General features: G+C 71.9%; 23 protein-coding genes. 9 read left to right on the top strand and 14 right to left on the bottom strand.

Translation table 11 applies throughout. The annotated features are described in order from the left end of the window. Window positions 1–101: 101 nt before the first annotated feature. Both pgm and glgC read right to left on the bottom strand, forming a co-directional pair. Window positions 102–1,745, bottom strand: coding sequence for a phosphoglucomutase (alpha-D-glucose-1,6-bisphosphate-dependent) (gene pgm, locus ABZ808_RS15235; protein ID WP_357006000.1), 1,644 nt, complete (start codon window positions 1,743–1,745; stop codon window positions 102–104). A 31-nt stretch (window positions 1,746–1,776) separates the two neighbouring features. Continuing rightward, entirely contained in the window at window positions 1,777–3,009 is a 1,233-nt protein-coding gene (glgC, locus tag ABZ808_RS15230; RefSeq protein ID WP_357005998.1) for a glucose-1-phosphate adenylyltransferase, read from the bottom strand. 72 nt (window positions 3,010–3,081) lie between these two features. On the opposite strand from glgC, the gene glgA reads away from it, so the two are divergent. Continuing rightward, entirely contained in the window at window positions 3,082–4,290 is a 1,209-nt protein-coding gene (glgA, locus tag ABZ808_RS15225; RefSeq protein WP_357005995.1) for a glycogen synthase, read from the top strand. A gap of 49 nt (window positions 4,291–4,339) precedes the next feature. Here glgA and ABZ808_RS15220 read toward each other — a convergent pair whose 3' ends face one another. After that, entirely contained in the window at window positions 4,340–5,218 is an 879-nt protein-coding gene (locus tag ABZ808_RS15220) for an inositol-3-phosphate synthase (protein WP_357005992.1), read from the bottom strand. A 174-nt stretch (window positions 5,219–5,392) separates the two neighbouring features. On the opposite strand from ABZ808_RS15220, the gene ABZ808_RS15215 reads away from it, so the two are divergent. Continuing rightward, window positions 5,393–6,643: a DUF222 domain-containing protein gene (locus tag ABZ808_RS15215; RefSeq protein WP_357005989.1), complete on the top strand. Its 1,251-nt coding sequence runs from the start codon at window positions 5,393–5,395 to the stop codon at window positions 6,641–6,643. A gap of 13 nt (window positions 6,644–6,656) precedes the next feature. On the opposite strand, the gene ABZ808_RS15210 is transcribed toward ABZ808_RS15215, so the two are convergent. The 4 genes from ABZ808_RS15210 to ABZ808_RS15195 form a co-directional block, all read right to left on the bottom strand. Next, the gene (locus tag ABZ808_RS15210) at window positions 6,657–7,913 is read right to left on the bottom strand and encodes a helix-turn-helix domain-containing protein (protein ID WP_357005986.1); all 1,257 of its coding nucleotides are present in this window, start codon (window positions 7,911–7,913) and stop codon (window positions 6,657–6,659) included. 31 nt (window positions 7,914–7,944) lie between these two features. After that, window positions 7,945–8,142: a hypothetical protein gene (locus ABZ808_RS15205; protein WP_357005983.1), complete on the bottom strand. Its 198-nt coding sequence runs from the start codon at window positions 8,140–8,142 to the stop codon at window positions 7,945–7,947. A 220-nt stretch (window positions 8,143–8,362) separates the two neighbouring features. Continuing rightward, a complete protein-coding gene (locus ABZ808_RS15200; RefSeq protein ID WP_357005980.1) occupies window positions 8,363–8,818 on the bottom strand; it encodes a type II toxin-antitoxin system VapC family toxin in 456 nt (151 codons plus the stop codon). Beyond that, window positions 8,808–9,047 (bottom strand): AbrB/MazE/SpoVT family DNA-binding domain-containing protein, encoded by a 240-nt coding sequence (locus ABZ808_RS15195; RefSeq protein ID WP_357005977.1) that lies wholly within the window; start codon window positions 9,045–9,047, stop codon window positions 8,808–8,810. Before ABZ808_RS15195 ends, ABZ808_RS15200 begins: the two co-directional genes overlap by 11 nt. Before the next feature lie 144 nt (window positions 9,048–9,191). Here ABZ808_RS15195 and ABZ808_RS15190 point away from each other — a divergent pair, with 144 nt between their 5' ends. Continuing rightward, complete coding sequence (locus tag ABZ808_RS15190) at window positions 9,192–11,357, top strand: maltotransferase domain-containing protein (protein WP_357005974.1); 2,166 nt, start codon at window positions 9,192–9,194, stop codon at window positions 11,355–11,357. Further along, window positions 11,345–13,447, top strand: coding sequence for a 1,4-alpha-glucan branching protein GlgB (gene glgB / locus ABZ808_RS15185; protein WP_357005971.1), 2,103 nt, complete (start codon window positions 11,345–11,347; stop codon window positions 13,445–13,447). The genes ABZ808_RS15190 and glgB overlap by 13 nt, the downstream gene beginning before the upstream one ends. Before the next feature lie 477 nt (window positions 13,448–13,924). Here glgB and ABZ808_RS15180 read toward each other — a convergent pair whose 3' ends face one another. Next, window positions 13,925–14,269 carry a hypothetical protein gene (locus ABZ808_RS15180; protein ID WP_357005968.1) on the bottom strand — a complete coding sequence of 115 codons (345 nt, stop codon included), beginning with the start codon at window positions 14,267–14,269 and terminating at the stop codon, window positions 13,925–13,927. 65 nt (window positions 14,270–14,334) lie between these two features. Continuing rightward, window positions 14,335–15,456 carry a phosphatase domain-containing protein gene (locus ABZ808_RS15175; RefSeq protein WP_357005966.1) on the bottom strand — a complete coding sequence of 374 codons (1,122 nt, stop codon included), beginning with the start codon at window positions 15,454–15,456 and terminating at the stop codon, window positions 14,335–14,337. Window positions 15,457–15,496: 40 nt separating this feature from the next. Between ABZ808_RS15175 and ABZ808_RS15170 the strand changes: the two genes are divergently transcribed. From ABZ808_RS15170 to ABZ808_RS15155, 4 genes are all read left to right on the top strand, one after another. Further along, window positions 15,497–17,116, top strand: coding sequence for a hypothetical protein (locus ABZ808_RS15170; protein WP_357005963.1), 1,620 nt, complete (start codon window positions 15,497–15,499; stop codon window positions 17,114–17,116). Window positions 17,117–17,179: 63 nt separating this feature from the next. Further along, window positions 17,180–17,977 carry a peroxide stress protein YaaA gene (gene yaaA / locus ABZ808_RS15165; protein WP_357005961.1) on the top strand — a complete coding sequence of 266 codons (798 nt, stop codon included), beginning with the start codon at window positions 17,180–17,182 and terminating at the stop codon, window positions 17,975–17,977. Between the two features lie 106 nt (window positions 17,978–18,083). Further along, window positions 18,084–18,773, top strand: a complete 690-nt coding sequence (locus tag ABZ808_RS15160) for a hypothetical protein (RefSeq protein ID WP_357005958.1) — start codon at window positions 18,084–18,086, stop codon at window positions 18,771–18,773. Window positions 18,774–18,913: 140 nt separating this feature from the next. After that, on the top strand, window positions 18,914–19,810 hold the full coding sequence (locus ABZ808_RS15155; protein WP_357006796.1) for a TAXI family TRAP transporter solute-binding subunit: 897 nt from the start codon (window positions 18,914–18,916) through the stop codon (window positions 19,808–19,810). Window positions 19,811–19,820: 10 nt separating this feature from the next. Here ABZ808_RS15155 and ABZ808_RS15150 read toward each other — a convergent pair whose 3' ends face one another. The 3 genes from ABZ808_RS15150 to ABZ808_RS15140 form a co-directional block, all read right to left on the bottom strand. Continuing rightward, window positions 19,821–21,257, bottom strand: coding sequence for a HAMP domain-containing sensor histidine kinase (locus ABZ808_RS15150; RefSeq protein WP_357005955.1), 1,437 nt, complete (start codon window positions 21,255–21,257; stop codon window positions 19,821–19,823). Window positions 21,258–21,266: 9 nt separating this feature from the next. Next, window positions 21,267–21,923, bottom strand: coding sequence for a response regulator transcription factor (locus tag ABZ808_RS15145; protein ID WP_357005952.1), 657 nt, complete (start codon window positions 21,921–21,923; stop codon window positions 21,267–21,269). An 86-nt stretch (window positions 21,924–22,009) separates the two neighbouring features. After that, the gene (locus tag ABZ808_RS15140) at window positions 22,010–22,321 is read right to left on the bottom strand and encodes a hypothetical protein (protein ID WP_357005949.1); all 312 of its coding nucleotides are present in this window, start codon (window positions 22,319–22,321) and stop codon (window positions 22,010–22,012) included. A gap of 101 nt (window positions 22,322–22,422) precedes the next feature. Between ABZ808_RS15140 and ABZ808_RS15135 the strand changes: the two genes are divergently transcribed. Then, window positions 22,423–22,761 (top strand): DUF952 domain-containing protein, encoded by a 339-nt coding sequence (locus ABZ808_RS15135; protein WP_357005946.1) that lies wholly within the window; start codon window positions 22,423–22,425, stop codon window positions 22,759–22,761. A 58-nt stretch (window positions 22,762–22,819) separates the two neighbouring features. Here the strand turns inward: ABZ808_RS15135 and ABZ808_RS15130 are convergent, their stop codons facing one another. Both ABZ808_RS15130 and ABZ808_RS15125 read right to left on the bottom strand, forming a co-directional pair. After that, window positions 22,820–24,583: a CDP-glycerol glycerophosphotransferase family protein gene (locus ABZ808_RS15130; protein ID WP_357005943.1), complete on the bottom strand. Its 1,764-nt coding sequence runs from the start codon at window positions 24,581–24,583 to the stop codon at window positions 22,820–22,822. Window positions 24,584–24,857: 274 nt separating this feature from the next. Next, window positions 24,858–26,957: a DUF6077 domain-containing protein gene (locus tag ABZ808_RS15125; protein WP_357005941.1), complete on the bottom strand. Its 2,100-nt coding sequence runs from the start codon at window positions 26,955–26,957 to the stop codon at window positions 24,858–24,860. Between the last annotated feature and the right edge of the window lie 28 nt (window positions 26,958–26,985).

The following is a 26,985-nucleotide window of genomic DNA, read 5'->3' as shown; positions in this document are numbered from 1 at the left end:
TTAGCGGCGGCGGTGTCGGCGTGTCGCGCCGCTAACCTCATGATCAACATGGCCGGGCGGAGCCAGGCCGGGTGGAGGGGTGGGGTGGGGTGGGGTGGGGTTCAGGCGTTGGTGAGGGCCTGGTCCACCAGGGTTTTGGCTTCCTGTTGGATGCGCGTGAGGTGCTCGGGGCCCTGGAAGGACTCGGCGTAGATCTTGTAGACGTCCTCGGTGCCGGAGGGGCGGGCGGCGAACCAGCCGGAGGTCGTGCTGACCTTGAGGCCGCCGATCGGGGCGCCGTTGCCGGGCGCGGTGGTCAGGGTCGCGGTGATCGGCTCACCGGCCAGCTCGGTGGCGGTGACCTGGTCCGGGGAGAGCTTGGCGAGCACGGCCTTCTGCTCGCGGGTGGCCGGGGCGTCGATGCGGGCGTACGCGGGCGCGCCGAACCGGTCGGCCAGCTCCGCCCAGTGCTCGCTCGGGCTGCGCCCGCTGGTGGCCAGGATCTCGGCGGCGAGCAGGCAGAGCAGCAGGCCGTCCTTGTCGGTGGTCCAGGTGGAGCCGTCACGGCGCAGGAACGACGCGCCGGCGCTCTCCTCACCGCCGAAGCCGACCGCGCCGTCGAGCAGCCCCGGCACGAACCACTTGAAGCCGACCGGCACCTCCAGCAGCGGCCGGCCCAGGTCGGCGGCGACCCGGTCGATCATCGACGAGGAGACCAGGGTCTTGCCCACCGCGGCGGCCGGACCCCAGTCGGCGCGGGTACGGAACAGGTGGTCGATCGCCACCGCCAGGAAGTGGTTGGGGTTCATCAGGCCGGCGTCGGGGGTGACGATGCCGTGCCGGTCGGCGTCGGCGTCGTTGCCCGTGGAGATCTGGTAGTCGGCGCGGGCGGCGATCAGCGACGCCATCGCGTTCGGCGAGGAGCAGTCCATCCGGATCTTGCCGTCGCCGTCGAGCGTCATGAACCGCCAGGTCGGGTCGACCGTCGGGTTGATCACGGTCAGGTCCAGCCGGTGCCGCTCGGCGATCTCACCCCAGTACGCCACGCTCGCCCCGCCGAGGGGGTCCGCCCCGATCCGGATGCCCGCGTCACGGATGGCGTCGACGTCGATCACCGCCGGCAGGTCGTCGACGTAGTTGGCGAGGAAGTCGTACTCCCCGGTGGTGTCGGCGACCCTGGCCCGCGCGTAGGTGATCCGGCGGACCTCCTTGAGCCCGGCGGCGAGGATCGCGTTGGCGCGGTCCTGGATCCACCGGGTGACGTCGGTGTCGGCGGGCCCGCCGTTGGTGGGGTTGTACTTGAAGCCCCCGTCGTCCGGCGGGTTGTGCGACGGGGTGATGACGATGCCGTCGGCGAGGCCGCTGGTGCGCCCCCGGTTGTGGGTGAGAATCGCGTGCGACAGCGCTGGCGTCGGGGTGTAACCGTCGCGGCTGTCGACCAGCACGGTGACCCCGTTGGCGGCGAGGACCTCCAGCGCGTCCACCGCGGCCGGCGCGGAGAGCGCGTGGGTGTCCCGAGCCAGGAACAGCGGACCGTCGAGGCCCTGCTCCCGCCGGTAGTCGCAGAGCGCCTGGGTGACCGCGAGGATGTGGTCGGAGTTGAACGCGTTGCGCAGGCTGGAGCCCCGGTGACCGGAGGTGCCGAAGGAGACCTGCTGCGCCGGGTCCGTGGGATCGGGGTGCTCGGCGTAGTAGGCGGTCACCAGGCGCGGCACGTCGACCAGGTCGGCGGGCTGGGCGGGTTGGCCGGCACGGGGATGGGTCACTGCGGGAACCTCCTGGAGCAGGTACGGGTGGTCACAGCTCGACCTTCTGGCCCTTGCCGATCACCACGATGCCGTTGTCGGAGACGGTGTAGCGCTGCCGGTCCTTCTCCAGGTCGACGCCGATCTCGGCGCCCTCTGGGACGAACACGTTCTTGTCCAGGATGGCCCGCCGGACGACCGCGTGCCGGCCGATCTCCACACCCTCCATCAGCACCGAACCCTCGACGTGCGCCCAGGAGTGCACCCGCACCTTCGGCGACACGATCGAGTTCTCCACCAGCGACCCGGAGATCACCACGCCCGGGGAGACCATCGAACCGACCGCCCGGCCGACCCGCTCCCCCCACTGGTGCACGAACTTCGCCGGCGGCCACGGGGGCTGCTCGGTGTAGATCGGCCAGTCGAAGTTGTACATGTTGAAGACGGGGTGCACGTTGATCAGATCCATGTGCGCGTCGTAGAACGAGTCGAGCGTCCCGACGTCGCGCCAGTAGCCGCGGTCCCGGTCGGTGCTGCCCGGCACCTCGTTGTCGCGGAAGTCGTAGACGTTCGCCTCGCCCCGCGCCACGAGCATCGGGATGATGCTGCCGCCCATGTCGTGCTTGCTGGTCTTGTCCTCCGCGTCGCGCTCGACCGCCTCACACAGCGCCCGGGTGGTGAAGACGTAGTTGCCCATCGAGGCGTAGATCTCGTCGGGCGCGTCCGGCAGGCCGACCGCGTCGGTGGGCTTCTCGCGGAACGCCCGGATGCGCCGGCCGTCCTCGCCGACCTCGATGACGCCGAACTGGTCGGCCGTCGACAGCGGCTGGCGGATGCCGGCGACGGTGACCGCCGCGCCGGACGCGATGTGGTCCTCCACCATCTGCCGGGGGTCCATCCGGTAGATGTGGTCGGCGCCGAAGACGATCACGTAGTCGGGCTGCTCGTCGTTGATGAGGTTGAAGCTCTGGTAGATGGCGTCGGCCGAGCCGGCGAACCACCAGGGGCCGCGACGTTGCTGCGCCGGCACCGGGGTGACGTAGTTGCCGAGCAGCGTCGACATCCGCCAGGTCTTGGTGATGTGCCGGTCGAGGGAGTGGGACTTGTACTGGGTCAGCACGACGATCTTGAGATAGCCGGCGTTGGCCAGGTTGGAGAGGACGAAGTCGACCATGCGGTACATCCCGCCGAACGGGACGGCCGGCTTGGCCCGGTCCGTGGTGAGTGGCATCAGGCGCTTGCCCTCACCACCCGCCAGGACGATCGCGAGCACCTTGGCAGCCATGCCCAGACGCTATCCACCCGCGTCGGACTTCACCACTCGTACGGGGAGTCTTCTGCACTAGGGTGCGAGGTCATGACGGAACCCACCCCGCTGCGCGTCGACCTGCTCACCCGTGAGTACCCGCCGGAGGTCTACGGTGGCGCCGGGGTGCACGTCGAGTACCTGGCCCGTGAGTTGCGCCGCCTCGCCGACGTGCGGGTGCGCTGCTTCGGTCTGCCGCGCACCGAGGCGGGCGTCACCGCGTACCCCGAACCGCCCGGCCTGACCGGCGCGAACGCCGCGCTGCGCACGATGGGCGTGGACCTGGAGATGGCCGCCGGCACGGCCGGCGCCGACGTGGTGCACAGCCACACCTGGTACGCGAACCTGGCCGGACACACCGCGAAGCTGCTGCACGGGGTGCCGCACGTGCTGACCGCGCACAGCCTGGAGCCGCTGCGACCGTGGAAGGCCGAGCAGCTCGGCGGCGGTTACGCGCTCTCCTCCTGGATCGAGCGCACCGCGATGGAGGCCGCCGACGCGATCATCGCGGTGAGCGCCGGCATGCGGCGCGACGTGCTGACCGCCTACCCGCAGGTCGACCCGGACCGGGTCCGGGTGGTCTACAACGGCATCGACACCATCCAGTACGCCCCGGACCAGGGCACCGAGGTGCTCGACCGGCTCGGCGTCGACCCGTCCCGACCCAGCGTGGTCTACGTCGGGCGGATCACCCGGCAGAAGGGGCTGCCCTACCTGCTGCGAGCCGCCCGGAAACTGCCCGCCGACACTCAGCTGGTGCTGCTGGCCGGCGCTCCGGACACGGCCGAGATCGCCGCCGAGGTGCAGGAGTTGGTCGCCGAGCTGCGGGCCAACCGCTCCGGAGTGGTCTGGGTCGCCGAGATGCTGCCCAAGACCGAGGTCATCCAGGTGCTCACCCACGCGACGGTCTTCGCCTGCCCCTCGGTGTACGAGCCCATGGGCATCGTCAACCTGGAGGCGATGGCCTGCGAGACGGCCGTGGTGGCGACCGCCACCGGCGGCATCCCGGAGGTCGTGGCCGACGGTGAGACGGGCCTGCTCGTGCCGATCGAGCAGGCCACCGACGGGTCGGGCACCCCACTGGACCCGGACCGCTTCGTGGCCGACCTGGCGGCGGCGATCAACACTCTGCTGGCCGACCCGGCGAAGACCACCGAGATGGCCCGCGCCGGCCGGCGACGCGCGGTGGAGCACTTCTCCTGGGACGCCATCGCCGCCCGCACCCTCGACATCTACCGGGAGGTCCGTGCCGCCGGCTGACCGGCGGCGGGCGGCGGGCAGCCGGCAGCCGGCAGCGCGCGGGTCGACCTCAGATCGCCGTACCCGGCGGGGATTTGAGCAGCGACGTCGCGTCGGCGGGGTGACCACCGAGCCCGTTCCGTAGCGCGTTGGCCGCGATCCGAATGAGGTCGATGTTGACCCCCGCGGCACCACTCGGGTCGTGCACCGTCAATTTCACGTCCAGGCTCACCGCTGTCTCACCCCAGCCCTGCGCCTCAATGTTGAGGTGTGCCACCTTCCGCGATTTCAGCTGCGACAGGTAACCCAGTGGGGCCAGCTCGACTTTGTCGTCCGCCGATAACGCATTGAGCTTGGACTGCTTCTTGGTACTGGGGTTCTCCACCAGGTTGCGGAAGTCGTCGGTGCCGCCAAGATTGACCTGGTAGGAACTGACCAGGGCGAGGCCCCGCTCCTCCAGCAGCCGCAGCAACGCGTTGTGCAGCACCGAGGTGCCGAACTGGCTGGCCAGATCATCACCGATCAGCGGCAGGCCGGCAGCCTCGAACCTGCCCATCCACCCCGGATCCCGGGCAACCGGGTCGGAGGTGGTGTTGACGAAGGCCGCACCCGCCTCGTACGCGGCTTCGGCGTACGCCCGGGCCGTCTCCGGCCGTCCGCTCGGGGCCGAATAGAGCAGCACCTCCGCCCCTGCCAGCGCCGCCGCCACCCGACCCACCTCGGTCGCGTCGACAAGACCCCTGGTCACCGGGACATCCGCCCGGGGGAGCTCACAGTCGAGCCGAGGAAAATTGTTGGGCGGCATGAAGATCGCCTCGGTCAGGTCCCTACCGATTTTCTCCTCGGAGGTGGCGAAGGCCGCGACCACGTCGATGTCGTCCACCCCGAGCCCGTCGATCATCGGCCGCCGGATACCCACCAGGCTGCCGGTCTGACGGTAGAGAGCCATTCCCTGCACCAACGCCGACGTGTTGTTTCCGACGCCCACAACCGCAACTCTCGCCCGTTCGATCATGGGCGGGAGGCTACGTCACCTGAGCCGGTCCGCTGGTTCGGTGACCCGCGCGCCGGCAGCACAACCACAGCGCCGGAAAGTGTCGTACACCTGTTCTAGTCTTTGCTGGTGATCGATGCGTTGGCGCAGGCAGAGTCCGCTGTGGCGGCCTGCCTCGACCGCGCCACCTGGGCCGCCGACGAGCAGGACCTCGTCACCGCCCTGGACGTCGCCCACCGCCTGGAGCAACGGGTGGCCGCGATCAAGCTGACGCTCGTGCGCGAGCTGGACGGTCGAGGCACCGCAACCGCGCAAGGCGCGTCCTCGACGGCGGTGTGGTTGCGCGACCGCTTGCGCCTCGGGGTCGGCGCCGCACGCCGTCTGGTCGAGCTCGCCGCGACGCTCGACGCCGCCCCGGTCGGGGTGCGCGACGCGCTGGCCGGCGGGGCCGTCACCATCGAGCAGGTCCGGGTCATCGCCGAAACGGTCGAGACCGTGCAGAGCGTCGCCGGTGCGGCGGCCGCCGACAAGGCTGTCGGCGTCCTCGTCGACTGGGCGGCGCAGTTCGACGCCGCCCTGCTGCGCAGGCTCGGCACGCGGATCCTCGGCCACGTCGCCCCGGAGGTCGCCGACGCTGCCGCCCAGGCGGCACTCCGGGCCGAGGAGTCGCGTGCCGCCCGCGACCGGCACGTGACCCTGAGCGAGCAGCCCGACGGGCGGCTGCGCCTCACCGGCAGCCTCGACACCGAAGCCGCCGCCCTGCTGCGCGCTGCCATCGACCCGCTCACCGCACCCGCCGGCCCCGACGACACCCGCACGCCCGGCCAGCGCCGCCACGATGCCCTCGCCGACGTGTGCCGCCTCGCCCTGCGCACCGGTGAGTTGCCCGACCACGGCGGTGACCCCACCCAGCTCGTCGTCACCACCACCTACGACATGCTGCGCCAGCACCTCGACACGGGCACCCTCGACACCGGCGGGCACCTCACGCCCGAAGCGGTGCGGCGCCTCGCCTGCGACGCCGCCATCCTGCCCGCCGTGCTCGGCAGCACCGGCCAAGTCCTCGACGTCGGCCGGCAACGCCGCCTCATCACCGGCCCCCTGCGACGCGCCCTGGTCCTGCGTGACGGAGGCTGCGCCTTCCCCGGCTGCGACCGCCCGCCACGCTGGTGCGACGCCCACCACATCCAGCACTGGGCCGACGGCGGTGACACCAGCCTGGCCAACGCGGTGCTGCTCTGCGGTCACCATCACCGTCACATCCACCACGGCGACTGGACCGTGCGTCTCGGTGGCGACGGCCATCCCGAGTTCATCCCACCCGCCTGGCTCGACCCCGACCAACTGCCCCGCCGCAACCACTACCACCGGCGCAGATAGCCGGCGACGGGTGTCAGGTGACGCGGAGGGTGGCGGCGAGGTGGGCCAGGCCGGCCGGGACGTCGGCGGACCGCCACGCGACGGCGACCAGCTTCCGTGTCGCGGGCCGGTCGTGTACCTCGCCGTGGGCGGTGCGTTCCGCTTCGAGCAGGGTCCGGCCCGCCCGGAGCATGTCGCCGACGAGGGCGTACGCGCGGGCCACGTCGAGAAGGCACGCGGCCCGATGCTCGGGCGGCAGCCACCGCCACTCGTCGGTGACTACCAGCCGCTCGTGCCGTACGGTCGCCGCCGCGACGCCGCCGAGAGCCGCCTCGGCCACCACCCGTGCTGCCTCGACCGCCGCAGGGCCGAAACCCCAGCCGCTGCTGGAACCACCGCCACCGAAGCCCCAGCCACCGGAGTCACCGCCAGCAGAACCAGCAGGGCCGTCAGCAGGGCCAGTGGAGCCGCCAGCAGGGCCGCCGTCGAACCCGTCGTGTCGGGCGATCCTCGCTGCCTGGTCGAGCGACCGGGTGGCACCTCGTGCGTCTCCCCCAGCCGCGGCGGCGAAGGCGGCCTGGAGGAGCAACGTCCCGCGCAGCGAGGAGACTGCTGGAGTGCCACCACCGTCCCCGGCCCCCTCGATGCGGTCGGCGGCGACGAGCGCGGCATCCAGGGCCGACCTCCGCCGACCTTGGGACCGTAGCGCCTGGCTCAGCGACACGGTGGCAACGCCGGCGAGCTGTGCGTCATTCGTGGCGAGGGCGACGGCGATCCCGCGATCGGCGGCCAGCCAGGCCAACTCCCCCTGGTCGACCTTCACCAGCACCAGGGCGGTCAACCCGTACACCGAGACCAGCAGAGCGTCGGTCGTAAACCCGGGGCGGGCGGCCTGCGCCTCGCGGGCGGCGTCGAGCAGGTCGGGCAGGACTGCGAGCAGCGTCGGGTACCGGGCATGTCGGTAGCTCTGTTCGGCGTGGGCCAGCCGGGCACGCAGCTCCTCGATGAGCGGTGGTCGGGTCGAGCCCCGCAGGCGGTAGCGAGCCAACGCGGTTCGGATCCCCTCCACCCCGGTAGCGACGGGATCGGGCCGCACCGGCCGGGCGGTCAGCAGGACCTCCAGGTCGATGCGGAGCGTGTCGGCGACCTCCCGAAGGTTGGACACCCGCTCCAGCCGGCGTACCCCGCGCTCCACCTTGTCCACCCAGCTCTTCGACTTGCCGAGACGGTCGGCGAACTGCTGCTGCGTCATGTTGCGCCGCACCCGCCACTGGGCGATTCGGCGACCCACCGGCAGCTCGTTCACCGCGGGCCCGTCCCGCTCACCGCAGGACCCCCAGCACGAACAACACGAGTACGACCACAGCCATCGTGAGGCCATAGGCGTACTGCCGGCGGGTGAGCGGCGCGCGGGGCGTACGGGGTAGACAGGGCACCCGATCCCCGTCCGGGCATGGAGGCCGGGCACCCGGCACCGGGTACGCGGGCGGCAGCGGCCCGTCCGGCGGACGCTCGTGCACCTGCGCCTCCTCAAGGGCCACGGGAATGGTGGTGATTGGCCATGTGTTCAGGGCGGGGCGGAGCACAGGAACCACCCCGCCCCGGATGGAGGCACTCCGCTGCGCGGCCTAGATCCACACGACTTCCAGGAAACCGCTGCATCCGGGTCGCACCGATACAGCGGTTTCACTGAATGCGTGTGATCTTGATGGTGGTGGCCGGACGACGGCCTAGCGGCGGTCAGTCGTTCGGCGTGATCAGCGTCAGGGTCGGGAAGTACGTGCGGTATCGCGACCCGTCACGGGTTAGCAGGTTGTATCGGCAGACGGCCGCATGCGCGCCGATGTAGAAGTCGGCCAACGGCGACCGCTTCGCGCCGTCCAGCCTCCGATATCGCGCGTACGCCTTGCCGGCGAGGAAGCCCGCGGGGTACGGAAGCTCCTCGCGAAGGAAGTCCGCGGCAGGCAGCGCCTCGTCCAAATCCTCGATGCGGTCGAAACGGACCGACACCTCGGCGTACACGATCGGGTTGATCACCAGGCTGCCGGCATCGCGAGCCTCGGCGAGAGCAGTGCCGGACCACTCCGCCCACTTGGGGTCATCGGTCAGGATGTCCAGCAGCACATTGGTGTCGACAAGCGTCGTCGTCGCGTCCGGCGAGCGGGACGGCAGGGCGCGGAGCCGATCACTCGCCACGCAGCATCTCCATCAACTCCTCGGTGGACATGTGCTCGGTGTCCTTGGCGCTCCCACGGCCCCGCATGTGACGGACGAGCCGCTGCCCCCGGGTGTCCGCACCGTGCACGCGGACGATGCGCAGAGCACCGCCCTCCTCCACCACATCGACCTCGTCGCCCTCATGAAGGTTGTACTGAGCTCGCAGCGCCGCAGGGATGGTGACCTGACCCTTGCTATTCAACCGCATACCCAACCCCCTGTCACGTATCACACATGATACGCGACACGTCGGAGCATGCGTCACGCTTGACGCCTTCTATCGGCCGCGTCAGGTTGCCAACGTCCGATGCTTGGCCGCGCGCGAGCCGATCTCGCACAGTAGGTTGGCGGGGTGACTGGACGGTTCCCGATCGAAGACGTCTCCCCCGTCGTCTCGTGCGGGCGGTACCCGGCCAAGGCGGTGGTCGACGAGCCGATTCCGGTGTCGGCGCGCGCCTACCGGGAGGGGCACGACGCGCTGGGCTGCAACGTGGTGTGGAGCGGCCCGGACCGTGACGCCCGGCCGTTCACCCGGATGCGCCCCGGCGAGCCCGGCCAGGACCGCTGGCACGCCACCATCGCGCCGGACGCCGTCGGTGAGTGGACCTTCTCCGTCGAGGCGTTCCAGGACCCGTATCTGACCTGGCAGAACGCGGTGACCAAGAAGATCGCCGCCGGGCAGGGGCCGGAGGACCTGGCCAACGACCTGGCCGAGGGCACACGGGTGCTCGCCGCCGCCCGGGGCCTCGTCCCGGCCGCCGACCAAGCCCGGGTCGCCGACGCGCTCACCGCCCTCGCGGACACCGACCTGCCGCTACCGCAGCGGGTCGACCCGGCGCTCGCCCTGGCCGACCTGCTCTGGGAGCACCCGGTGCGGGAGTTGGTCACCGCCGGTGAGACGTACTCGATCTGGGTGGACCGCAAGCGGGCCCTCTACTCGGCCTGGTACGAGTTCTTCCCCCGCTCCGAAGGAGCGCAGGGGGGTCGCTCCGGCACCTTCGCCACCGCGACCGACCGGCTTCCGGGCGTGGCCGCGATGGGCTTCGACGTGCTCTACCTGCCGCCGATCCACCCGATCGGCCGGGTCAACCGCAAGGGCCGCAACAACGCGCTAACCGCGGGGCCCGACGACGTGGGCTCGCCGTGGGCGATCGGCGCCGCCGAGGGCGGCCACGACACCATCCACCCCGATCTGGGTACGCCGGCAGACTTCCGCGCCTTCATCCAGGCGGCGGCGGCGCAGGGCCTGGAGGTGGCCATGGACCTGGCGTTGCAGTGCGCGCCGGACCACCCGTGGGTCACCGAGCACCCGGAGTGGTTCACCACCCGGGCCGACGGCAGCATCGCGTACGCGGAGAACCCGCCGAAGAAGTACCAGGACATCTACCCGGTGAACTTCGACAACGACCCGGAGGGCATCCGGGCCGAGGTGCTGCGGGTGGTGCTGCACTGGGTGGGCGAGGGCATCCGGATCTTCCGGGTGGACAACCCGCACACCAAGCCGTTCGACTTCTGGCACTGGCTGATCGCCGAGGTGAAGAGGGTCGACCCGGACGTGCTCTTCCTGGCCGAGGCGTTCACCCGGCCCGCGATCATGCACGGCCTGGGCAAGATCGGCTTCACGCAGTCGTACACCTATTTCACCTGGCGCACGACGGCCGCGCAGATGCGGGAGTACTGCGAGGAGCTGGTCGCGTCGGCCGACTACATGCGGCCGAACTTCTGGCCGAACACCCCCGACATCCTGCACGAGTCGTTGCAGCACGGCGGCCCGCCGATGTTCAAGATCCGGGCGGTGCTGGCCGCGCTGCTCTCCCCCTCCTGGGGGCTGTACGCGGGCTACGAGCTGTTCGAGCACGTGGCCCGGCCGGGCGCCGAGGAGTACCTGGACAACGAGAAGTACGAGCTGCGGCCCCGCGACTGGGCCGCCGCCGAGGCGCAGGGCCGCTCGCTGGCGCCGTTCCTGACCACCCTCAATCGGGTACGCCACGACAACCCGGCGCTGCACCAGCTGCGCAACCTGCGCTTCCACGAGATCGACAACCCGGCGCTGCTGTGCTGGTCCAAGCACGACCCGGCGACCGGCAACACGGTCATCGTGGTCTGCTCGTTCGACTCGCGCGAGGTGCAGTGGGGCAACACCACGCTGGACATGCCGGCCCTCGGGTTCGACTGGCACGAGCGGTTCACGGTGCACGACGAGCTGACCGGCACCAGCTACGACTGGGGTCAGCGCAACGCGGTCCGGCTCGACCCGTACCTGCAACCGGCGCACGTGCTGACCGTGCGCCGCCCGGCCCCGCCGGCCGTGCCGCAGCCGACGGGCGCGGAGCCTGCGGACCTCACCGTCGCCGATGTGCCGGACGACCTCTCCGGCGGCACCGCACCGGCGACCCCGGCCACCGTGGCGTCCCGCCTGGCGAACGCCCGCTCGGCGGCGCCCCGACCGTTGGCTGCCCGCTCGTCCCGCTCCGCACCGACCGACGCCGCCCCGAAGGACGCCCGATGGACCAGCTGATCACCGGCGCGACGCACGACCCGCACGCGCTGCTCGGCGCGCACCCCACCGACTCCTCGACCACGATCCGCACGATGCGCCGGGGTGCCGGCGACGTGGTGCTGCTCGTCGGCGACGAGCGGTACCCGATGAAGCGGGTGCACGACGTCGGCGTCTTCGAGGCACAGGTCGAGGGCAACGTGCTCGACTACCGGGTGGAGGTCGACGGCACGGCGCACGACGACCCGTACCGCTACCCGCCGACGCTCGGTGAGCTGGACCTGCACCTCATCGGCGAGGGCCGGCACGAGCGGCTGTGGGACGCGCTCGGCGCCCGGGTCTTCGACGAGGGCGTGGCGTTCAGCGTCTGGGCGCCCAACGCCCGTGGCGTACGGGTGGTCGGCGACTTCACCGGCTGGTCACCGGACGACGGCTGGCCGATGCGCTCGCTCGGCTCCAGCGGCGTGTGGGAGCTGTTCGTGCCCAACGCCCGCGTCGGCGCCCGCTACAAGTACCGGGTGCTCGGCGCCGACGGGCAGTGGCGCGACAAGGCCGACCCCCTCGCCGCGTACGCGGAGGTGCCGCCGGCCACCGCGTCGGTGGTGTACCACTCGACGTACCGGTGGAACGACGCGGACTGGCTGGCACGGCGGGCCGAGCGGCAGCCGCACCAGGAGCCGATGAGCGTCTACGAGGTGCACCTCGGCTCGTGGCGGCCCGGCCTGGGCTACCGCGAGCTGGCCGAGCAGCTCACCGCGTACGTCACCGAGTTGGGCTTCACGCACGTGGAGTTCCTGCCGGTGATGGAGCACCCGTTCGGCGGTTCCTGGGGCTACCAGGTGACCGGCTACTACGCGCCGACGTCCCGATTCGGCGACCCGGACGAGTTCCGGCACCTCGTCGACGAACTGCACGCCGCCGGCATCGGGGTGATCCTGGACTGGGTGCCCGCGCACTTCCCCAAGGACGAGTGGGCGCTCGCGCGCTTCGACGGCACCCCGCTCTACGAGCACCCCGACCCGCGCCGAGGCGAGCATCCCGACTGGGGCACGTACGTCTTCGACTTCGGCCGCCGCGAGGTGCGCAACTTCCTGGTCGCCAACGCGCTCTACTGGTGCGACCAGTTCCACGTCGACGGGCTGCGGGTGGACGCGGTCGCGTCGATGCTCTACCTGGACTATTCCCGCAACCACGGCGAGTGGGAGCCCAACAAGTACGGCGGCCGGGAGAATTTGGAGGCCCTCGCGCTCATGCAGGAAGTGAACGCGACGGTCTACAAGCACCACGCCGGTGTCGTGATGATCGCCGAGGAGTCCACCGCCTGGCCGGGCGTCACCCGGCCCACCGCCGAGGGCGGGCTGGGCTTCGGGTTCAAGTGGAACATGGGCTGGATGCACGACACCCTGCTCTACACCTCGAAGGACCCGATCTACCGTCAGCACCACCACCACCAGCTCACGTTCTCCCTGGCGTACGCCTGGAGCGAGAACTACGTGCTGCCGATCAGCCACGACGAGGTGGTGCACGGCAAGGGCTCACTGGCCGGCAAGATGCCCGGCGACACCTGGCAGCGGCTGGCGAACGTCCGGGCGCTGCTCGCGTACATGTGGGCGCACCCCGGCAAGCAGTTGCTGTTCATGGGCTCCGAACTGGCCGACGACCGGGAGTGGAGCGAGGAACGCGGCCTCGACTGGTACCTGCTGCACGACCCGGCCCGCGCCGGCGTGCAACGGCTCGTCGGCGACCTCAACCGGGTCTACCGGGACACCCCGGCGCTCTGGGCGCAGGACACCGAACCGGCCGGGTTCCGCTGGATCGCCGGCGACGACGTCGCCAACAACACCGTGTCGTTCATCCGGATCGCCCCGGACGGCTCGACGCTGGTGTGCGTGGCCAACTTCTCCGCCCAGCCCCTGCATGACTACCGGATCGGCCTGCCGGCCGGCGGCACGTGGGCCGAGGTGCTCAACACCGACGCGCAGCACTACGGCGGGTCGGGGGTGGGCAACCTGGGCGCGGTGCACGCCGAGGACGTGCCGTGGCACGGAATGGTGGCGTCCGCGGCCCTCCAGGTCCCCCCGCTGGGTGCCGTCTGGCTGCGCCAGGGCTGACCCGTGCCGCCGCCGACACCGGCCGAACACCCGCTGCTCGACCATGCACTCTCCATCGTGGAGAAAGACGTGCAGGCAGAACTCGGCGATGCCGAAGGACTACGCCTGGTCACCGACAGGGGCGAGGTATTCGTAGCTTTACGTGATGGCCGGTTTCACGGTGACCCGGTCCAGGTTCGGCCCGGGGACACTGCCGCCATGATCATCGCGGTGGTCGCCGAAGCCGCTCAGGACACCGTCATGGGTGTCCTCTGGAAGGCATGGCCAGAGTGCCCCGTGCACCGGACCGTCGCCAGCGTCTATCGCCTACGAGGTGAGTCGCAGGGATCGTCAGCGGCCGAGGTGGGAGACGACGTGAGCTGGCGCTGTTACGGACAGGAGGGAACGCACGCGGTCGCTCCGGTGGGCTCGCTACGCACCGCACGAGAGTCGCCATTCCCCGGAGGCGATTAGCTCACGAGACCCGAGAAGCGCCGATCACTTCTCGGGGGCTTTAAGACTCCAGCGAAGGGTCACCAGATCCACCAGGAGCATGCGAGCGAATCGAATCTGGCGTTCGTGAATGCCTCTGCCAAGCGGGTTGGACGCAAGATAGGCCGCTTGGATCCCCAGCGTCACGATCCCCGTCGTCGCGGAAACAACGAAGACCACGGCAAGTGGGGCTACCACGCCCACCGATACTTCATGGCGGACCAGGTGATAAGCCTGTAGGACCTGAGTCGACGCGATGACGGCGAGCGACAAGAACATCGCCCGCCACGACAGCACGTGCAAGCGGTACGACCTGCGCCTACGGATGTCGTCTCTCTGGTCGCTGAGCATGACTACCTCCCACCGCCGTCGCGTCGGCCGCGCTCGCCCCAGCCCCGGTGATCCAACCGGCGGTCTCAAACCAGGCCGGCGTCGCGCAGTAGTTGCCACAGGCCGGCGCCGTCCGGCGCGGAGAGCCACTTCTGCCCCACCGGTCCCGCCGACGACGCGCCCGCCGGGGCGGGCAGGCTGCCGGCCAGCACCGACTGCGTCGGGGAGAGCCGGCGGATCGCCACCCCGGCGACGTTCTCCGGGTGGGCGGCGGCGAACTCGCGGTAGATCTCCTGGTCGTGCTGCCCGTCGTCGCCGACCAGCAGCCAGCGCACGTCCGGGAACTCCTTGGCCAGCCGGGCCAGGGTGCTGCGCTTGTGTTCCATGCCGCTGCGGAACCAGCGGTCGGCGGTCGGCCCCCAGTCGGTGAGCAGCAGCGGCCCGGCCGGGTAGAGGTGCCGGGACAGGAACCGGGTCAGCGTCGGCGCGACGTTCCACGCGCCGGTGGAGAGGTAGAAGACCGGGGCGCCGGGGTGCGCGGTGACCAGCCGCTCGTAGAGCACCGCCATGCCCGGCACGGCGTTGCGGGCGTGCTCGTCGAGGACGAACGTGTTCCACGCGGCGAGCAGCGGCCGGGGCAGCGCGGTCACCATCACCGTGTCGTCGATGTCGGAGAGGATGCCGAACGTGACCTCCGGGTCGAGGATCCGCACCGGCGCGTCGACCGGCTCGGCGTCGGGGACGCTGAGCCGGACCGTCCCCCAGCCGGGTGGCAGGTCGGCCTCGACGAGCGTGTCGACGAAGCCGCTGCGGTCAGCCTGCGTCTCGTGCCGCACCCCACCGGCCTCGATGTGCACGGTGACGTGCTTGGCGGGCAGCGTGGTAAAGCTGCGCCAGCCGCGGACCTTGTCCAGGCGGCCCCGCTGGCGGGTGTCGGGGCGGCCCAGCAACACCCGGCACATCACCCGCACCCAACCGGGGCGGCCGTAACCGGCGTACGCGACGATGTTCATCCGCCAGCCGGTGCGCCGCAACCGACGCTCCACGAGCTGGTGCACGGCGTCCTCGATCCGCGCGGCCCGGTGCAGGTTCGGCACGGCCAGCTGGCCGGCGGGAGTGGGTGGCACCCGCCAACCCTGCCACACGTCGACAATCGCGGCCACGCGAGCCGGCCCGGCTCTGCTGATCCACCTCGACGGCCCCGCCAAACGTGAAACACTCCGTCGGAGCGACGACGGGGGCGTGGTCGTGACACATCCAGAGCAGCACCGTGGGCGGTGGCGTCCGCGACTCGACCGGCCGGCGCTCGTGGCGCTGCTGTTCGGGCTGATCGGCGTCGGGTACCGGCTGGTCCTCACGCTGTACACCGTGCCGGCGTCGAACAGCGACGAGGCGACCTTCGGGCTGGCCGCGCTGCACATCGGGCAGGGTCGGGAACGGCCCGTCTTCCTCTACGGCCAGCACTACATGGGCATGCTGGAGTCGTACCTGGCCGCGCCGTTGCTCGCGGTGACCGGGCCGAGCTGGCCGGTGCTGCGGCTGCCGATGGTCGCCCTGTACGCGGTCTTCCTCTACCTGATCCACCGGCTCACCCGGCGGATCTACACGCCCTGGTTGGCCGTCCTCGTCGTCGGCCTGCTGGCGCTCGGGCCCGAACGGGTGGTGCGCGACCAACTCACCGTCGTCGGCGGACGGCCGGAGGTGAAGCCGGCCGTGCTGCTGATGCTGCTGATCACCGTGGGGCTGGCCGCCGGGACGGTACGCCACCGCCGGCTCGCCGTCGCGCTGTTCGGCCTCCTCGTCGGGCTGGCCGTCTGGTCGGACTGGCTGATCCTGCCGTACCTGGCGGTGGCCGGGCTGGCGCTGGTCTGGGCGGTGCGGCGGGAACTTCTCGGCTGGGCCGGCCTGCTGCTGATGGCGGGCTTCGCCGTCGGCGTGGCACCGATGATCTGGGACAACCTGCGCGCCGGGCCGGGCGAGGACTCCCTGTCGGTGTTCCAGGAGGTCAGCACCAAGGCCGGCCCGCTGCCGCCGTGGTCGGATCGAATCCGGGGCGGCCTGCTGGAGGGGGTGCCGCTGGCGCACGGGCTCTGCCCGGTGGACGGGTGCGGCCGCTGGCAGCAGTGGTTCGGTCTGCTCTACCCGGCGCTGCTGCTGGCCGCCGCCGTGCTGGCGGTGCTCGCGTACCGCCGGGCCGCCGCCACGCCACGCGGCGAGCGGGTCGGGCCGGTGGTGCACCTCGCGCTGGTCGTCGGCGCGGCGTTGACCCTGCTGTCGTACGTGCGCAGCCCGCTCGCCGCCACCAGCCCGCTGGACAACGCCCGCTACCTGTCGGTGCTGCAACTGTCGCTGCCGGCGGTGCTCTGGCCGCTCTGGGTGGCGGCGGTCGCCTGCTGGCGGGGCACGGTGGGCGCGCTCGGCCGGCTCACCGGCGCGCTGGCCACCGCCGTGCTGGCCGCGCTCACCGCGACCACGCTGGTGATCACCGTGCTCTTCGCGACAAGCGGCGTCGCGGCGCCACGGACCGAGGAACGCCAGGCCCGGGAGTTGGCCGCCGCGCTGCGCGCCCACGGCCCCCACGAGGTGTACGGGGACTACTGGACCTGCAACCGGCTGGTCTTCAACACCGACGAGACGGTGGTCTGCGGGGTACTCGACGGCGACCTGTCCCCCGGGCAGAACCGCTACCGGCCGTACTGGCGGCAGGTCGGGCGAGCCGAGCGACCGGGCTACGTGGTGGAGGTCGACTCGCCGATGGACCGGCGGCTGCGCCGGCTGCTCGCCGACCGGCCCGACGCCGCCCCGGTGCGGGAGGTTGGCGGGTATCGCGTGTACCACCCCGACACCCCGGTCCGGCCCTGGCGGTAACGGCGGGTCGTACGCTGGCCGGGCCGGCGCGTGAGGCGCCGTACCGCCCGTCGAGGAGACCCGATGCTCATCCTGCTGCCACCCTCGGAGGGCAAGGCCGACGCCAGCACCGGACGACGGTGGACCCCGGACAAGCTCTCACTGCCGGAGCTGAACCCGGCCCGCGAGCGGGTCCTCGACGCGCTGGTGACACTCAGCGCCGGCCCGGACGAGGAGGCGGCGCGGGCCGCCCTCGGGCTCAGCGAGGGCCAGCGCGCCGAACTGCGCCGCAACGCCCGACTGCGGGCGGCGGCCACCGCCCCGGCCGCGCGGATCTACACCGGGGTGCTCTACGAGGCGCTGGACCTGGCGTCGCTGCCGTCCGAGGCGCAGCGGGCGGCACGCCGCTCGATCCTCATCAGCTCCGGACTGTGGGGCGCGGTACGCCTCGCCGACCGGATCCCGCCGTACCGCTGCCCGATCGGCGCGCGGCTGCCGGACGTCGGGGCGCTGTCGGCGTACTGGCGTGGGGAGCTGGCGCCGGTCCTAGCCGGCGCGGCCGGCAGGGGCCCGGTGCTGGACCTGCGCTCCGGGGCGTACGCGGCCACCTGGACGCCGCGCGGGGAGCTGGCCGAGCGGACGGTGACCGTGCGGGTGCTGCACGAGCGCGACGTCGACGGCGTGCCGGTCCGTTCGGTGGTGAGCCACTTCAACAAGGCCACCAAGGGGCGGTTGGTCCGTGACCTGCTGCTCGCCGGGGCCCGGCCGCGAACCGCCACGGAACTGGTCGACGTGTTGCGCGAACTGAAGTACACGGTCGAGGAGGAAACCCCCGCCGCCGGTCGTATCCGGCGGGTAGATCTGGTGGTCAGCGACCTGTAGGCGCGATCTGCCGCAAGATTTCCTCAAGGCTGGGCGGGAGGCGTTCCGCAACGGCCACGCAGAGGCGACGGTAGGGGAACCCAGACTCCGACAAGGGAGCCCTCCGTTGGCCCGCGATCCCGCCCTGCTCGACCGGCCCCGCCCTCCAGCGACCCCACCCCCGCTGGACTGGCTGACCCTGGGCGACGCGTTCGAGGCCGCCTGCCTGCTGCGCTGCACGGCGGCGCCGACCCCCACGCGGCCGAGCGTGGCACTCGGGTCGCACTCGCCGGGGGTGGAGTTCAACCGGGAGGACGCCGCGCAGCGGATGCGGCAACTGCTCGCCCGACTCGACATCCCGGTTACCCAGGAGGTGGCGGTCGGCGGTCTGCGCCGCCGCTACGAACTGCACCGACTCTGGGTGCCCCCGGAGCACCGGGGGACGTACACCCGGATGATGAACGCCGGTTGGTGGCAGGGTCGTCGGGAACTGCTCGGCGGTCCCCTGCCGGGCGCCTCGCCGGCCCGCCGGCGATGGGTGTCCCGGCTCGCGGCGGCAGCGTGGCGGTCGGCGCTGCTGGCCGGCGGGCGGCACGTCCGGCGGCACATCCTCGGTGTCCGGATCACCGACCGGGAGTTGGCCGCCGTGCTGATCCGTGGCGCGACCGTGTTGGACGTGCCGGCCGAGCTCCGCCCGGGCACCGGTTGCTTCCTCGTGAGCGTGGCCGACGGCCCGGACCGGGACCGCATCCTGCGGAGCGCATCGATGGAGTCGGCACGCGGCACGGTGCTGGAACCGGCCCACCAGGCTGGCTGAGCGAGGTTCGCGCCACGCGGCGCGACGGCCCACGGCCGAGACGAGCTTGCGCACCGCCACTCCGACAGCGCACAGTGCACCGCGTGAGTCGTACCTCGTCGGGCCGGTTCGGTCAGCACCGTGCCAGCGCGGCCGCGCTGATGCTGGTCGCGGCCCTCCTCACCGCCGGCTGCCGGGACGCCCGGGCCGAGCCGGTGGTGATCCGGATCGCCACGGGCAGTCCCACCGCCGTCTACTACGCGTTCGGGCAGTCCCTGGCGGCCATCCTCAACCGGGAACTGCCCGGGGTACGCGCCAGCGTGGTGGTCACCGCCGCCTCGGCGGAGAACGTGCGCCTGGTCGGCTCCGGTGCGGCCGAGCTGGGCTTCACCCAGGCCGACGTGCTGCCCGCCAGCACGACGGCTGTCCAGACGGTGGACGCGGTCGCCCGGGTGTACGACGACCAACTGCACCTGGTCGCGATCGGCGGCGGGCCAATCCGCACTATCGACGATCTGCGCGGCCGGCGGGTCTCGGTGGGCGCGCCCGGCTCCGGCACCGAGATCACCGCCACCCGGCTGCTGGACGTGGCCCAGCTCGGCAGGGACGAGGTACACCGGGCGCGGCTCGGGTTGGACGACTCGGTGGCCGCGCTGCTCTCCGGGCGCATCGACGCGTTCTTCTTCTCCGGCGGCCTGCCGGTCCTCGCCATCGAGGAGCTGACCCTGCAGAGCGCCACCCGGATCGTGGACCTCGGTGACTGGACCGAGCCGCTGCGCGCCCGCTACGGCCAGGTCTACGTCTCCCGAGACATCCCCCGCTCGGTGTACGGCGTGAGCCCCATGACCACGGTGGCCAATCCGAACTACCTGATCGTCCGGCCCGACCTGCCGGACTCGCTGGTGCGGGACGTGACCCGGCTGCTGATGGAACGGCGGGCCGAGCTGGCCGCGGCGCATCCGGCGGCCGGACGGATGAGCCCCCGGTCGGCGATCGTCACCGCACCGTTGTCGCTGCACCCCGGGGCCGCCGCCTGGTACCGGGCCGCGAAACCCTGACGCCCGGCCGCTACCGCGCCAGGGTGGGCCGCAGGTCGACGGCCCGGTCCTCGTCGTCCACCGGGCCCGCCGCCGCATCGGGTGGGGGCGCCGGGAACCACAGGCCGGCGACCAGCCCGCGCGGCTGTCCGGCGCGCATGGTGAGCCGACCGTCGGACGCGTCCACCAGCACCGCGACGATGGTCAGGCCGAGCCCGGCGCCGTCGACGTTCTGCGCGTCCGGCGCCCGCCAGAACCGCTCGGTGGCCTGACCGAGCTGCCTCTCGGTCATCCCCGGGCCGGTGTCGCGCACCTCCAGGGCCACCCCGTCGTCGTGGCGGGCCACCGTCACCGTCACCGTCGCGCCGGCCCCACTGAACTTCACCGCGTTGTCGATCAGGGCGTCCAGCGCCTGGTCGACGGCGGTCGGCACGGTCCGCGCGTACGCCGGGGCATCGCTCGTGGCGAGCCGCAGCGCGACAGACCGGTGCCGGGCCAGCGGCGCCCACGCCGCCACCCGGGACGCGGCCACCGCAGCGGCATCCACGGTGATCCGCTCGTTCTCCTCACGTTCGGCCCGAGCCAGGGTGAGCAGGGCGTCGAGCACCAGCGCCAGCCGGTCGGTCTCCTCCAACGCCAGCCGGTGCTCGGCGCGCCCGTCCGGGTCGGTGAGGCTGGGCCCCAGCTCCTCCACCCGCAGTCGCAACGCGGTGAGCGGGTTACGCAACTGGTGGCTGGCGTGCGCGACGAACGCCCGCTGCCGGTCCATCACGTCGGACACCACGTCGGCCATGTGGTTGAAGCTCGCCGCGAGCCGACGCAGCTCCGGCGGACCGAGCCGATGCTGCACCCGGGCACCCCGGTCACCCTCGGCGATCTCGTGGGTGACCGCGTCCAGCTCGGTGACCGGGCGCAGCACCCAACCGGCCAGCCCGAACGCCGTCAGCACGCACGCCAGCACGACGAGCAGGCCGGCCAGTGCCAGCAGCAACCACCAGGCGACGACGGCCCGGCGAATGTCGTCGGCCGACGACACGATCACCACCGCGCCGAGCACCTCGCCGCCGTCGTTGATCGGCACCGCCACCACCACCGGGCCGGCCGACCAGGGCCAGACCGACTCGGGGGCGGTGGTCTGCTGTCCGGACAGCGCGGTGTCCAGGACCGCAGCCGTACCGGTGGACTCCCAACTCGTCGAGTCGACCACGATGCCCCGCTCCCGGTCGACGACAGCCGCGCCGATCCCGTACAGCTCGTCGTAGCTGCGCAGCTCGGCCTCGATCGGGCCCGGCACACCGCCGCGCAGCGCCGGCCCTGCCAGCGAGGCGAACCGGGTGGCGTCGGCGAGCCGGTCGGCGCGTACCCGCTCGGTCTCGCTGCTGGCCAGGGTGATCGCGAGTGGGGTCTCCAGCGCGACGAGGACGAGCACCATCAACAGCAGATAGCTGATCACCAGTCGACGGCGCACGACAGCCCCTCACGCATCGCGCAGCCGGTAGCCGACCCCGCGTACGGTCTCCACCAGGCGCGGGTCACCCAGCTTGCCCCGCAGCGACCCGACGTGCACCTCGACGGTGTGCCGGTCGGCCCAGGTGGTGCCCCAGGCGTCGAGGAGGATCCGGTCGCGGGGCACCGCCACGCCGGGCTGCCGGGCCAGCGACAGCAGCACGTCGAACTCCTTGCGGGTCAACGTGACCGTGCGGCCGTCGACGGTCACCATGCGGGCGGCCACGTCGATACGCACCGTTCCCGCCTCGATCAGGTGCCGCTGGGGCGCGGCGTTCGCGGCCCGGCGCAGCACCGCCTCGATCCGCGCCTGCAACTCCACCATCGAGAACGGCTTGACCACGTAGTCGTCGGCGCCCAGGCGCAGGCCGAGCACCCGGTCGCGTTCCTCGCCCCGCGCGGTCACCGCGATGATGCCGAGGTGGCTGCTGCGCCGACGCAGCTCCCGGCACAGGTCGGTGCCGTCCCCGTCGGGCAGGGTCAGGTCGAGCAGCACCAGGTCGCACGGGGCGGCGGAGAGCGCGGCGGCGACGGTGGCCGCGTGCTCGACCTCGTACCCACGGCGGGTGAGAGCGGACGAGAGCGCGGCGGCCACCCGGCGGTCGTCCTCCACCAGCAGGATTCGCACCCGTGCCCCCGTCCGTCGCAGCGTCGTCCTGCGAATGGTGGCAGAAGGGTGTTGCGGGCGGGAGCGCCGCCTCCCGTCGTCTCGGACTACAGACCGAAGACGTCGTCGGCGACGGCGTCCCGGACGCCGTCGGCGAAGCCCCGGAAACCCGGGTCGTCGTGGCGGGCCGGCACGCTTGTGACGTCGACCCCGCTGGCCTGGGTGACCGCGTCGACCAGGGGCGGATAGTCGATCTCCGCGTCGTTGAAGGCGTCGTCGTCCGCCTCGGCGAGATTGATCACATGCTGCACGTCGTCGGACGGGGTGTCCGGGTCCTCGGCCCACTCGCCGCCGGCCCGGTAGCACTCGTCGTACAGTGCGCGCTGGCTGTCGGTCCAGTCGTCGTCGTAGCTCGCCATCGTCCATCCCTCCACGGCCGCTCCACCTGAGCATGCCGGGCCGCGACCGGCGTCGGCGGCGGTACGGCCGAAACGCGTGCCGGTCGACGTAGGCTGCGGAGGTGATCTACAAGCTGTTGCCGACCGTCGAGTGGGACGATGCCCGTGCCGCCGGCAGCTTCACCGGCTCGGCGGTGGACCGGCAGGACGGTTTCATCCACCTCTCCGCCGTCGACCAGGTGGTGGAGACGGCCCGGCGGCACTTCACCGGCGCCACCGGGCTCACCCTGCTCAGCGTCGACGAGCAGTCGCTGGGCGACGCGCTGCGCTGGGAGCCGTCGCGCGGCGGCCAACTGTTCCCGCACGTGTACGGCCCGCTGCCGGTGACGGCGGTGGTGGCGGCGCAGGCGTTGCCGGCGGACACTCCGGTGGCCGACGCGGTGGCCGCCCTGCTCGGCTGACACGACCGCGCCCGGTCCGACGGGTGTCGGGCCGGGCGCGGGTCGGCGCACGCGAGGGTCAGCGGCAGAGGCGGGCGATCTCCTCCTGGAACCGGTCCATCGGGTTGGCCTCGGCGGGGCCGAGCAGGTAGGTCTTCAGCTCCCGGCGAGCGTCGGTCATCGGGTCGTCGCCAGCCCGGGTCACCGTCACGATCTTCTCCAGCTCACCGCAGTCCTTGGAGAGCAGGTACGCGGCCCGAGCCGTCGGGTACTCGCGGCGGAAGTCGTCCTCCGAGAGGCCGGCCGGGTTGGCCACCACGTACGGCCGCTGGCTCTGCACGAAGTCGGAGACCACACTGGACACATCGCTGATCAGCAGGTCGGTCTGGTTGAAGCAGTCGAACAGCGCCGGCGTACGGCCGGTGACCACCAGATGCGCGGTGCCGTCCAGAGAGGACGCGTCCGTGTTGCCTCCGGCGGCGCGGATGGCCGTCACCAACCGCTCGTGCGCCACCCTGGCCGCCCTGGACCGCGACCCGGTGAGCGGGTGCGGCTTGTAGATCAGGCGCAACCGGGGGTTCGTGGCGAGCAGCCCCTTGACGATCCGCTCACCCATCAGCACCAGCGAGGTGTGGTAGGGGTCGTCGTCGAGCCAGCCCTCCCAGGTGGGGGCGTAGAGCACGGTGAACGGACGATCCACCGACTCGGCGCCGAAGGTGTGCACCCCGGCGAGCTGCGGCCGGCCGATCTCGACGATGTCCGAGTCGAGCACACCCACCCCGGCCCGGGCGTAACGCTCCCGGCCGGCCAGACCGGCGACCCAGACCTCGTCGTACACCTTGCTGTAGGGGTTGACGCTGGCCTGCTTGTCGCTGTCACCGTGCCCGACGAAGATGTGCTTCGTGCTCGGCTCGCGGAGCATGTGGATGTTCGCGCCGACGTTGGCGGCGTAGAGCGCCGCGCGGACGCCGCTGAGTTCGAGGTTCATGAAGTCGACCCCGGCCGGTACGCAGATCACCGGCAGCCGGGTGTCGGCCAACTCCAGGAACGCCTCCTTGCTGCGCAGCAGCACCACCGCGCGCTGCTGGAGCGCCTCGGTCGGTGCGAGCCACATGTTCGCCTGGTAGACGTCCTTGGCGGGGCCGGCGAAGTAGAGCGCCACCTCGGGCCGGTAGGTGTCCAGCCACCGCTGAACGGCGGACAGCACCGGGCCCTGCCCCACGCCCTGGCCCCGACCCCGCAGCCAGGTCAGCGCGACGATGGCACCCACCACACCGGTCGCCACGACCGCCACCGCGCCGGCGACGAAGAACGGCGTCGGATCGTGCTGCACGGCAGCGGCCACGGCGGCCGGCACCAGCAGCAGGTTGAGCAGGGGCATCCGGTCCCCGGCGACCGCCGCCGCCCAGGCCGGCGGCTCGGGGGCTGCGCGCAGCGGCCCCAGTTCGATGTTGCGCACCATGGCGGAGAGCGGGTTGCGGCGCTCGATCATGGTGGAGAACGCCCCGGCGAAGACCGACACGACCCACACCGCCGCCGGCAGCACCAGCAGCAGGGTCAACTCACCGCCGCTGAGCCGCACCTCGGCGGCGACCAGCAACACGGCCGCGAGGTCCCGGGTCAGCTGCCGGTACGACCAGTGCAGACCGACCTTCTCCAGGAGCAGCTGCGACGGCGGTGACCAGCGGGCGACGGCGAACTCGCCGATGATGGCGGCCAGGCCGGCGACGGCGAACAGGCCGATCCAGCCGAATACGCCGGCGATGAGCATGACCAGGTAGGCCAGCACCAGCAACGCGCTGTAAGCGGCCACTCCGAGGCGTCCTGTCAACGTGCCGAACAACGAGTTCGCTCCCTACGATTTTCGGGACGGGCCGAAGCCCGCAGTGGGTCGACGACACTCCCCACCGCACACGGGCGACCACGCCCAGGAGTGCGGCGGGTCACGGCGGCTGTGGTCCGGATTCCCGTGTGGCGGCCGGCAGCGCGTGACTGCGACCTTAACGCGAAGGGACAAGGAGGTGTCGCTCGGGTATCCACCATCATTTCGGTCAAAGCCTCGTACCTCGGCCGGCCGGGCCCACGGCGGGGCCCGGCCAGACCGGCGGGCGATGTGCTCAGCCGACCCGCCCGAAGCAGGTCATCGCGCCGGGAGCCCGGCGCTTCGCGAACTCCTGGTAGCCGAGCTGGGGCGCCGACTCACGGGCGTACTGGTTGCCGTTGTAGACGCAGATGGTGCCCACGTCGAGCCGGTCGAGCGCCGGCGCCAACTCGGTCGACGTCGGTGTGGCGGTGCCGTCGGCGAAACCGGCGAGCAGCAGCCGGTCCTTGGCGAACTGGGAGTCGAGGTCGTACTCGACGAGGTAGAAGTCGCGGGGCAGGACGACCCGGACCTCGCTGGTAACGACCAGGGACGTTCGCATGATCGTCTTCGGTGCCAGCAGCAGCCCCGCCGGCCGGTCCAGCCCCTTGATCCAGAAGGCGATGGACTGGCGCTGCTGGGGCAGCTTCCAGGTGGGCCGGTTGTGCACCTCGACCCAACTCGTCGCCGACCACATCGGGGTGGCGAAGATGGCGAACGAGGCGACCAGCAGCGCCGCCAGCCCGCCCGCCGCCGCGCGGCGCAGCACCCGCGTGGGCGCCGGCACCCGCACCGTGCAGAGCAGCCCGATCAGCGTGGGCAGGGCGAGCAGCCACGGCACCCGCCAGAGCACCACCGAGATGCCACTCAGCGCGCTCAGCGCTTCCAGCACGCCGGGGACGAACAGCACGCTCAACGTCAGCGTCGCGCCGGCGGTGAGCAGGGCAGGAGTGCGTCGACGGGCCAGCAGCGGGCCGCACCAGAGCGCCAGACCGCTGATCACTCCGACCACACCGACCATCAGGGTCCGCTTGTAGGTGTAGGCCGCGTCGAAGAAGGCGTCATCCGCGCCGTCCGCGGACAACCCGCCGAGGACCAGCCGGGACACCACGAGCGAACCGATCGGGTACGCGAGGGCCGCCACGCCCGCCACCACGGCGGCCTTCCACCGCCCGACCAGCAGCATGGCGAAGCCGGCGGCGCCGACCAGCATCGGCAGGATGATCGCGGCGGTGGTGGTGAGGCCGATCGCGGTGATCGAGAGCGCCACGATGAGCACCAGGCTCCGCCGGGACCGGTTGTCGAACCACTCCGTCAGGTAGAGCCACATCAGCGGGATGACGGCCGAGACGAACATGCCCTTGCCCTCGTAGAGGCGGGGCAGGTGGAAGGTGCCCAGCGCGGCGTCCCCGCCGACGACCAGGTAGAGGTACGCGACGGCCACGGTGAAGGCGAGCACCGGGCGACGGGGCGCCCACCGGTGGGTCAGCCGCCACAGCGCCAGCACCGCGAGCACCGCCATGATCGGCAGCATCAGGTACCAGGTTGCCGAGGCGGCGTGAATGCCCAGCACGTGCGCCAGCGCGCCGTCGAACACCTCGATCGAGGGGATCGGCGGCTGCGATCCCATCGCCGGCAGGACGTTCTCGGAGAACAGGAAGTCGTTGAGCGGGATGAGATCCCGCTCGGCGATCCAGACCGACTTCCCGACGTAGTAGACGTCGTCGGGGGTGTTGCGGGCCAGGAAGAACGAGGAGATCGCGACCAGCACCGAGACGACGAGCGCGTACATCGACTGCGGCGCGGTGGGCATCGGCGCGATCGACGAGGACGTCGGACCGGCCAGCCAGACCCGGCGCAGCAGCAGGATCCCTCCGACGGCCGCGAGCAGGCCGGACAGGGCCGGAATCCACCAGGAGACGTTGGCGCCGGTTCCGACCACACCTGCGGTGAGCGCGGCCACCACGGCGGCGGCCAGCACGCCGATCAGCAGACGGCGGTCGACAGCGGGTCGCGGGTCGGCCGGCGCGGCCCGCTCGTTCTCCGCGCGGGTGGCAGCGGAGCGGCGGCGGGCGCGCAGCAGGGCCGCCACAGCGAGCAGCACGCAGGCGAGCAGCCAGATCCGGAAGGTCACCGACGGACGCAGGTCCACCAGGAAGGCCGCGTGGTAGAGCACGGTGAAGAGCGCGAACGCGACCACGGCGCCATCGGTGAGCAGCGCCGGGGCGGTGGCCACCAGCGCGCGTATCCGGGCTGTCGGGCTTTGGTCGGGGCCGGCGGCCGGCCCGGGTGGCTGCGCGGACCGCGGCGGGTCCGAATCGGTGGGCGCGACGGCGATGCTGTCGACGTTGGCCACGGGCGTCCTTCTCGTCAGAGCGGATCAG

Source organism: Micromonospora sp. NPDC047527 (assembly GCF_040643015.1).
Classification (GTDB): domain Bacteria; phylum Actinomycetota; class Actinomycetes; order Mycobacteriales; family Micromonosporaceae; genus Micromonospora.
This window is presented reverse-complemented; position numbering and strand designations above follow the sequence as displayed.

Bases quoted from the DNA above. Each gene is read 5' to 3' on its own strand.
- glgC (WP_357005998.1), bottom strand. From the start codon at position 3,009: ATGGCTGCCAAGGTGCTCGCGATCGTCCTGGCGGGTGGTGAGGGCAAG.
- glgA (WP_357005995.1), top strand. From the start codon at position 3,082: ATGACGGAACCCACCCCGCTGCGCGTCGACCTGCTCACCCGTGAGTAC.
- ABZ808_RS15220 (WP_357005992.1), bottom strand. From the start codon at position 5,218: ATGGCTCTCTACCGTCAGACCGGCAGCCTGGTGGGTATCCGGCGGCCG.
- ABZ808_RS15195 (WP_357005977.1), bottom strand. From the start codon at position 9,047: ATGCGGTTGAATAGCAAGGGTCAGGTCACCATCCCTGCGGCGCTGCGA.
- glgB (WP_357005971.1), top strand. From the start codon at position 11,345: ATGGACCAGCTGATCACCGGCGCGACGCACGACCCGCACGCGCTGCTC.
- ABZ808_RS15180 (WP_357005968.1), bottom strand. From the start codon at position 14,269: ATGCTCAGCGACCAGAGAGACGACATCCGTAGGCGCAGGTCGTACCGC.
- yaaA (WP_357005961.1), top strand. From the start codon at position 17,180: ATGCTCATCCTGCTGCCACCCTCGGAGGGCAAGGCCGACGCCAGCACC.
- ABZ808_RS15155 (WP_357006796.1), top strand. From the start codon at position 18,914: ATGCTGGTCGCGGCCCTCCTCACCGCCGGCTGCCGGGACGCCCGGGCC.
- ABZ808_RS15140 (WP_357005949.1), bottom strand. From the start codon at position 22,321: ATGGCGAGCTACGACGACGACTGGACCGACAGCCAGCGCGCACTGTAC.